Source organism: Pedobacter agri PB92 (assembly GCF_000258495.1).
GTDB classification, from domain to species: Bacteria; Bacteroidota; Bacteroidia; order Sphingobacteriales; family Sphingobacteriaceae; genus Pedobacter; species Pedobacter agri.
This window is the reverse complement of sequence record NZ_AJLG01000205.1, coordinates 1-8,191: the sequence shown is the minus strand read 5'-3', so window position 1 is coordinate 8,191 and position 8,191 is coordinate 1. Positions and strand designations below refer to the sequence as shown.

The window sequence follows — 8,191 nt, the reverse complement described above, 5'->3', positions numbered from 1 at the left end:
TGACTTTTTGCATATCGAAGTATTTCTAAAGATTAAGCTGTTTTGTATTTAGTAATGTATACTCAGATTAATAAATAATGATTGCCGGAATTTGCAAAATAAAAAGACTCCTTTGTCTGGTGTTGCGTAATTCATCAAAATGGTTTTGCTGACCGGGAATTGGTATAATCAATCAAATAGATTTGTTTTGCGTTCTTAGTCGTATTAATTGACTCTGGATTGACAAGGCTAACTAATTTTTTACACAGGTAAAATTCAGAAAATAATATTTTTACCCATCAATTTACCAAGCGGAAAACCCAATGCTCATGCCTAATCTAAAACTCATCATCGTTTTAATTTGCACTCTGATTTCTTTTAGTACCTCGGCTTCAAGCGAGTGTAATTGTAAAATGATTTTACAGAACGCAATTTTATCCGTAGAAGAAAACTACGCCTTATATCACATTAAAGTTCCCCATGATAATAAAAAATTATATGAAAGATACAATTTAGTGTATCTTGAAAAAGCATCAATTTTAACATCACCCAGCAAATGTCAAAGCCTAATGGATGATTGGGTAACATTTTTCCAGGACAAACATTTATGGGTAACAGTGGATAAAGAGCTTACAAAAGTGAAGTATCAAAAACTGCCTCTGGACTTGAAGCAGGCAAAGCGTCGATGGGCCAATAATAATATTGCAAAAGATCCAATAGAAGGCTTGTGGGAAATGGAAGGATACCGGGTAGCAATTTTACCAGATGTTTATAAGTATGATATTTTCAATGGAATTGTAGTCTCCGCCGATAATGATGTTTTCAAAAGGGGCATGCTTAAAATGCGGTTAAAAAAGTCTATAGATGGATATGATATGGATTTTTATATGCGGGATTCCACCATAATGGCCACTAAAATACATTTCACCACTGCCCATACACTTCTTGATGACAACGATATTCACTGGCGTAGACTTTCGGTATACGACGGCAGCCCGGCACCTCCGAAATTATCGCAATTGACATTGATCGATCCCTACAAACCGACATTAAAATGGATAGACAGCACTGCAATATTATTTACCCTGCCAAGCTGCTCCCCAAAATATTCAAAAGTAGTTGATAGCATTATGCTCACCAACCACGCTGCTTTAGAGTCTTGCAAGTTATTCATTGTAGATGTAAGGAACAATGGTGGGGGAAGCGATCGAACCTACGGATCCCTTTTACCTTACATCCTGACCCAATCTTTGCAGATGCCAAGTGTAGGCTACTACATGTCAGCGGAAAACAGTAAAATGTTCCGGGAACTTGGCATACTGAACAATTTGGATCCAATAGACAGCGCTGCAAGAAATAAGATTGTAATGGCAAAAAAAAGCATTCCAAGCGATACTTTTAAACCGCTGAAAAGTCCAAGACAGGTAGCCCTGTTGACCAACAAATTTACCGCAAGCAGTGGCGAGACTTTTGTATTAAAATGTAAACAAAGCAACAAAGTGATAACCTTTGGAGAAACAACAGCAGGATGTATAGATGGATATAACGGAAACATCATCGACATTGGTGGCGCAAGACTTCGGTATCCGACATCAATAAGATCAATGGAGGTCTTTGAGAGACCCATCGACCCTTTTGGCATCTTACCTGATATTCCTTTAAATGCCCGGGGGGAAAGCATTATTGATTTTGTCAAGTCATATTATAACGTAAAGTAGTCTCATGAAATCGCAAATTTGGTGCCGGTTTTCTCTTGCATGAACCAACTAGTTTTCAGATGCACAGTTGGTTTGATGGATAGACTTTTACAACTAAAAAGCATAATTAAGCTATTGATTTAATAATCTCATTTATGCTGAGCCTTAATTAGCCAAGATTTTTAATGAAGAATTTTTATTGTTATTTTGAATACTTACCAATTTCAGGCGGCAAGGATCAAGACTTTCTTCGATCGGTAAAATCTAGATTAAAAGATTCATTGGGCATGAGATAAACTACATCTTTCTGAAAATCAAGAAAAGTGTGAAATCGTTTTAAAATTTCGTTGCCTAGAATATGGATATTAATGCCACGCATTGGCTTATTTTCTCCCAACAACTGCGCAGGAATATTTCTAAGCAGAAAAGTCCCCAATTGTAGTTTTTCAAGATTTGCAGTAATCACCGGAATTTCATTGTTTTGTGTCCCATGCAGCATCACCTTTTTGATCACCTCCATTTTATCAGCGGGGAAATCATTTTTCTTCAATAAATCCCTATCAAGCATAACTGTACTTTGGTAGCCTAAGTCAAACAAAAACCAGTTTTTATTTTCTATACCATTCTGGGATATTTTACTTTCTATAAAGGGTTTATTGTTAATATAATTGATCTTGAATTTTGAAAAGCCGCGGTTATGTGATACAGCTTTGGGCAATTTCGAATGGATGACCATCAGGTTCTTATCATAGTTTAACTGGACAATATAGCCATCAAATAAATCCCAGCCCATTAATCCATCTGCCTGGTCGCCCACGTTTTGCGTATCGTATATTTTACTATAATAGCTTCGATCCCCAAGTTTTATTTCATTAAAGGAGTTATAAAGTTCCGGTTTTGATTTTACTTTCTTTTCAAGCACCGTGCCAAGCAATGAAAACTCGGTTGCCCCTGTATCAAAGTTCATCGTTAGGGTATCGGTATTATTCAACACAACATCAACCAGGTTTGTATTGAATTTATTTACAACAAATGGAACTGAATCGGCTATCTCCGGTTTGAGATTTCTGTAATTTTTTGCTTCACGGCCCTGTATTCTTGTTATGCAGGAATCCTTCCCGTTTAATAAAACTATGAAATCAAACCTTTCACCCTGCTTTAATTTGACACTGATAGAGTCTATATCAGTTTTAAATTTAATATATTTTTTGCCCCTAATTTTACCTGAAGTATAAGTATCCAACGCAATTTTCGGGTTAATTCCCCAAGCCTTCATCGAATTTCCAGCTTCATATATTCTGGCAGTTTTCGAATGCGCATTGATTACAGGTAATTTATGCTGTGCAGATAGTTTTAAGGAAAGTAGATATAGTAGGCCAGTCAATATTGATTTCATCTATGCTCGATTTTTAGAATGCAAATAAACAAATTTTAAGGGAATGCTATAGAGAACTACTATTTAGAAGTGAACAACTATAGACTTGAAAAAAAAATTATCGATGCTAAATCATTTTTATATTTGTTTATCAAATCACCATAAAAAAGAAGGTAAAACTTTTTTCATTATAAACTCGTGCCATCATGCCACCAAAAGTGAAGATAAGCAAACTGATCTCAGTAGAAGTGATCCCGTTGAACTATTAAATAGGCCTTTAGGAGGATGAAAATAAGAAAAGTGGGAAACAGTTATTTTGAAGCAATTTCCAAATACCAAATTAACTATACTTAAAGCATTTAATGAGTGATTATTAGTTTATGAGGCTCATCATCCCAAATCCGTTTTTATACATATCAATACAATAACTAACTTTCTGGTAGCCAAATATACATCTGGAGGAATACCGTTCCTATAACATTAGTTTTATCCAAAAATGTTTTTACTACTTTTAACATTGCGAAAAAACATAGCGCGTTCATTTCCTCTCAAATCAATAACTAAGTTTTAGATTTTTTCATTCAACGACTTAGTCTTTTTGTAAAATTCATTTACATAAGTTTCCTAATCTCTATCATTAAGACTGCATATTGCAGGCAGGCTAAATTAATCGAGCTTCTATTGTAGCAATTCCTGTCAGTCATTCGTTTACATTAGTAGTAGTATATGTAAATAAACGCAAAATGAAAAAACTAGGATTAAAATCTTTAAATCAATTCATCAAGTTTCCAAACAAAAGTAAACTTTCAATTATTTGCTTGATATCCAGCATTGTTTTTACCATCCCGGAACTTTCGATGGCTCAGGCTAGATTTGGTGTGAATGCGGGTGCGAATTTTTCTAAAGTTATCCTCAGCAATAGTAATTCAGATTTCCAGGAATATGATTTCATTCCAGGATTTCAAATTGGGTTGAGCGTTGAGATTCCTTTTGCTGATAACATATTTCTGCAACCCTCAGTTTCATATATCCGAAAAGGTTTCAAATCTCCGAATGCAGGATATTTAGGATATCAAACTGACTTCAGGTTGAAAGCAGATTATCTTGAACTTCCAATACTTGTGCTATTCAAACCCAATTTGGGTAATGGAAAATTCTTGTTTGGTGCAGGACCATACATTGCTTACGGTACCGGAGGCAGCTGGAACTCAGACATCGGAGTAGGCGTTGGTGATATCAACATTGGAAATAAAGGAGATGTGATATTTCGAAATGATGGTTCTGAGGGCGGAGCACTTGATTCTTATACTTATGGCCGTCCATTTGATTATGGCCTGTCAGGATTATTAGGGTATGAAATCAGTCAACAAATTTCATTTCAACTGGAAGGTAAATTTGGTATCGCAAATCTGCAACCTCGATACGGAGAATTTACACCCCAACAAAAAATCAGAAACATAAGTATTGGTCTATCTGGCGGATATAAATTTTAATTAATTAAAATGGTGTTAAGTTAAAATATCGATGGCGTCAGAATTGCTATCAATACAGCTATATTTTGATGGTAATAGAAGTACTTTTAGATAGAAGTTAAAGGAATCCATATAATATTATATGCGTTTCGGATAATAACTTTAGAAATTTATGATCCTGGCTAAAGCTTTGATCATTCAATCAACCAAAATTTGATAAACATCGAAAAAATATAATCGACACCAAATGGATATAGGAGGGTAAATGCTAATTATCAAGATCGAAAACTGTCACTAGTAAAACCCATTAAAAGCCTAGTTTAACGATGGAATTCTCTAGTTTCCAATCCTTAAAGATTTAACTTTCCATTATTAGTTTTTTATAGGATTGTCCGATAGGTATAATAGTTTGGTCAGTTAGGATAATGTTTTCTCCAACCATTCTTGACATGTAGTTCAAGTTAACCAGGTAGGATCGGTGGCATTGCAGAAAAAGCTTCGGTTCGAGTTTAAGTATTATTCCCTTTAAAGTATGGTAAAGCAGATAATTTTCTTTGTCAGTGATAATTTTGATGTAATCCCCCTCACTTTCGATATATCGGATCTCATGTTGTTTAATACTTGCATAACCTTCCTTTTGTCTGAAGGTAAGCAGTGGGCTTTGTGTCACGGAGCTTGCCGGCTGAGTCGTGGCTTTTTCCACAGCCAGCTGAAAACGCTCAAACGAAAATGGCTTGAGCAGGTAATCGACCACACCAAGCTCGAACCCCTCGAAAGCATATTCTTTATAAGCGGTTGTAAAAATCGTTTTTGGCCGATCTTTTAAGGCTTTTAAGAAATCCAATCCATTGACCAGCGGCATTTCGATGTCGAGGAAAAGCAGGTCAATTTTATTTTTGGAAAGGTATTCAAAGGCTTCCACGGCATTTCGGAACTGCGCAGTGATCTTCATGGACGGATGTTGGCTGATGTAGTGCGATAATACGTGGTGGGCAAAAGGTTCATCATCTAGTATGACGCAGTTCATGATAAGCGGATGTTTAGGTTTACAGTATATATATTTTCATCTTTCCCGAGGTCCAGATCAAACCTGGATGGGTAATAAAGCTCCAGCCGCTTTTTAATGTTTTTCAGGCCGATGCCACCCGGTCCCTTAGCGCTCGAGGATTCTGGCAGGATTTCATTTTCGATATGAAAATGTAGGAAGGTATCACTAACGCTCAATTTAGCCTTCACTCCTGCTCCATTTTCCAGACGGTATGCGGGAAGGACTTAAAACGGGAGAAACTAATTCAGAGCTGGCCTCGCTTTTTAAATAGATCAACATTTTCGATAGAGAATTACTGTATGACTACCTAATTTTCGAAATGATTATTTGTCCGGTTATCCACTCAGTAAGAAAAAAAGGGTTTGACAATAGTCAGGGCAATATAAAATAGTGTTGGCCAAGCTATTATAAAATTACGAACTCATGCATCGACCGCACAATATTTTCCCAATAACCGGAATACTTAATTTCTACTACCTATGAAGTTAGGCTAAAATTCACTAAGACGAGATTGCAAAATTATTAAGAAAAGACGTGAAAATAACGCAAATAAGCCCATGTGACAACGTTTTGCTGATTTATCAGCTAATAATTTGGGGCGCTTTGGCTTCTTCAATTCCAGATTTAAACTGTTTTTCCAAACCATTATATACAGCTAAGGTATCTTCATAGACATCAATTTCTGTCACTTTTCCCCATTTTAGCGTGATGAAGTGAGTCCCTTTATTTAGGTAAGGGTCTCCATTTTCCAATATCGCTGTCGCCGTCCAACGCACAATAGCTAAAGTATTTCCAGGCCAGCCGCGGACTACAATGTGGTTGACTTTGATAAATAATTTAGGCATTACCCGGGATAATCGTTCCAGCCAAGCTTGAAAAGCTCCCCGATCATTCCGGGTACCGCCTAAGGAATGATCCCCTGCGAAAGAATGCCTGACATTTGGAACTGCGCTTTCTAACAATTCTTTAAAACGACGTTCGTTCACTAATCCAAATGATTTTTTAATAAGTTTTTTTACAAGATAATTGTACATGTCTTATTTTAATTTTAATAATTACAATTCAAAAACGCGCTGAATTAAAAAGGGTAAACAAAATATTAATTAAAAAAGCCTCACAGCAACTTATTTAGGTGTAATCAGGAAAGAAGAACCAAAACTGATGCGCGAAAATTTTCAAAGTTATCAGAATCCATGAATTGACTATGATGAAAGAAATGATTTCACAATAGCCTTATTCTTATTATTTAGGATTGTATTGTAAAATTCATCTACTCAGTCTGGGACCTATTTGTTTTACCACTTCGTTAAAACCAAAATAACCTGGATAATGTTTATATATTTAAAATTTAAGGCCCTTGTCACTGAAATCTTTATCAAAAACCCGTTGGCGGATTGAGCCAGACCGGGTCACGGTTTACCCGTATGGACTTTCCTATATCCTTGCTGCTTTCCTGTCTGTTCTATTTCTGGCAGGATACCTGTTCTATCTTTATTATCTTCGAAATTCTTTTGCTTCTTCCCTATCCATATTTTTGATCCTGATCGCGGTAGTGATACTATTTGTTATCTGGGCGGGTACTTCCGTGGAGTTCGAAATAAGTGAGGGTATGATGAGAAAAAAACTAATGGGCATGCTGACCATTACTTGTCTTCCTTTTTCAAAAATTTACGGTATCTCCCCTGTTTCCAATATGGCAGGTTCCTATACCTACAGGGTTTTCAAAAAGAACGACAGATATGGAAAAGGAATCTTGGTATCCTGTAGCTATGGAAAAAACGATGATCCTAATGCAATCGCTTTCGTGGATGAGGTGGTTATGCTGATACACCATCATCTGGGGGCCCATGACAGTCCGGGAGATTTTGCCAGACAGGAGATAGACCAGTATAAATTTTTTAATGTACAGGGCGGCTTATACATCCTGAAAAAAAAGCAAAACCGGAAGTCTGATATTAGGCATTTGCTTATTAGCAATTGGCGTTCACGAACTTACCCCTGATGCTTGGCTGGGTGGTGGATTCAGTCTCGGCAGAATCTTCTTTTTACTCTTTACCCTTTTAGGAGGACCAGCGATCATCCTGGCGGCATTCACTGAAATTACTTTTGATCGGGGTTGCAGACAGCTCATGCGCAAAAATCCTATCGGACTTGGCAACAAAACTTACTCCTTTGATCATTTCAACGGCATCCAGACGGTAAGAAAGTCCACCAATCTAATCTATTCAGGGACCGATGTACAGCTGTATTTCCTAAAGCCTGGTGATCAAAAAGAAGAGGTAATGGTGCTGTCGAGCTTCTTTAGCACCAAAAAGGTGGAACGTTTTGTTGCCGAGGTAAACAGCATCATTACGCGGTGACATTTAGTGATCTTACCATCATTACACGCTATAAATCGTGAGCCTTATCAACAAAAAGAAACATTCAGCAGTCTTCATATTGGTAGGTCATCTTTAATTTCAGCTACATAAAACCGCAGGATCAGGAAAATTCGCGGATCAGATTACACGGAGTGTTATCAAATGGAAAAGCAGCGATTATATGGCTGATCAATGTCTTCACATCAGTTTCCAGATGTTACGACGAACCGATTTCGCTTCCGTCAGACAACAACAAAAAC

Annotated in this window: 7 protein-coding genes; 4 read left to right on the top strand and 3 right to left on the bottom strand. The window is 36.8% G+C overall.

Features of this window, described 5'->3' with window-relative positions:
• Window positions 1-392 precede the first annotated feature (392 nt).
• Window positions 393-1,697 carry a S41 family peptidase gene (locus tag ON09_RS20885; protein WP_010603015.1) on the top strand — a complete coding sequence of 435 codons (1,305 nt, stop codon included), beginning with the start codon at window positions 393-395 and terminating at the stop codon, window positions 1,695-1,697.
• A gap of 217 nt (window positions 1,698-1,914) precedes the next feature.
• Here ON09_RS20885 and ON09_RS20880 read toward each other — a convergent pair whose 3' ends face one another.
• Complete coding sequence (locus ON09_RS20880) at window positions 1,915-3,072, bottom strand: hypothetical protein (protein ID WP_010603014.1); 1,158 nt, start codon at window positions 3,070-3,072, stop codon at window positions 1,915-1,917.
• 722 nt (window positions 3,073-3,794) lie between these two features.
• Between ON09_RS20880 and ON09_RS20870 the strand changes: the two genes are divergently transcribed.
• Entirely contained in the window at window positions 3,795-4,544 is a 750-nt protein-coding gene (locus ON09_RS20870; RefSeq protein ID WP_010603013.1) for a porin family protein, read from the top strand.
• Window positions 4,545-4,881: 337 nt separating this feature from the next.
• On the opposite strand, the gene ON09_RS20865 is transcribed toward ON09_RS20870, so the two are convergent.
• Both ON09_RS20865 and ON09_RS20855 read right to left on the bottom strand, forming a co-directional pair.
• Window positions 4,882-5,550 (bottom strand): LytR/AlgR family response regulator transcription factor, encoded by a 669-nt coding sequence (locus tag ON09_RS20865; protein ID WP_039843067.1) that lies wholly within the window; start codon window positions 5,548-5,550, stop codon window positions 4,882-4,884.
• Window positions 5,551-6,152: 602 nt separating this feature from the next.
• On the bottom strand, window positions 6,153-6,605 hold the full coding sequence (locus ON09_RS20855; protein ID WP_010603010.1) for a nuclear transport factor 2 family protein: 453 nt from the start codon (window positions 6,603-6,605) through the stop codon (window positions 6,153-6,155).
• A 323-nt stretch (window positions 6,606-6,928) separates the two neighbouring features.
• On the opposite strand from ON09_RS20855, the gene ON09_RS20850 reads away from it, so the two are divergent.
• Window positions 6,929-7,573, top strand: coding sequence for a hypothetical protein (locus tag ON09_RS20850; RefSeq protein ID WP_157259039.1), 645 nt, complete (start codon window positions 6,929-6,931; stop codon window positions 7,571-7,573).
• A 127-nt stretch (window positions 7,574-7,700) separates the two neighbouring features.
• Window positions 7,701-7,931: a hypothetical protein gene (locus ON09_RS20845; protein WP_010603008.1), complete on the top strand. Its 231-nt coding sequence runs from the start codon at window positions 7,701-7,703 to the stop codon at window positions 7,929-7,931.
• Window positions 7,932-8,191: the final 260 nt, after the last annotated feature.

Bases quoted from the DNA above. Each gene is read 5' to 3' on its own strand.
- ON09_RS20855 (WP_010603010.1), bottom strand. From the start codon at position 6,605: ATGTACAATTATCTTGTAAAAAAACTTATTAAAAAATCATTTGGATTA.
- ON09_RS20870 (WP_010603013.1), top strand. From the start codon at position 3,795: ATGAAAAAACTAGGATTAAAATCTTTAAATCAATTCATCAAGTTTCCA.
- ON09_RS20845 (WP_010603008.1), top strand. From the start codon at position 7,701: ATGCGCAAAAATCCTATCGGACTTGGCAACAAAACTTACTCCTTTGAT.
- ON09_RS20880 (WP_010603014.1), bottom strand. From the start codon at position 3,072: ATGAAATCAATATTGACTGGCCTACTATATCTACTTTCCTTAAAACTA.
- ON09_RS20885 (WP_010603015.1), top strand. From the start codon at position 393: ATGATTTTACAGAACGCAATTTTATCCGTAGAAGAAAACTACGCCTTA.
- ON09_RS20865 (WP_039843067.1), bottom strand. From the start codon at position 5,550: ATGAACTGCGTCATACTAGATGATGAACCTTTTGCCCACCACGTATTA.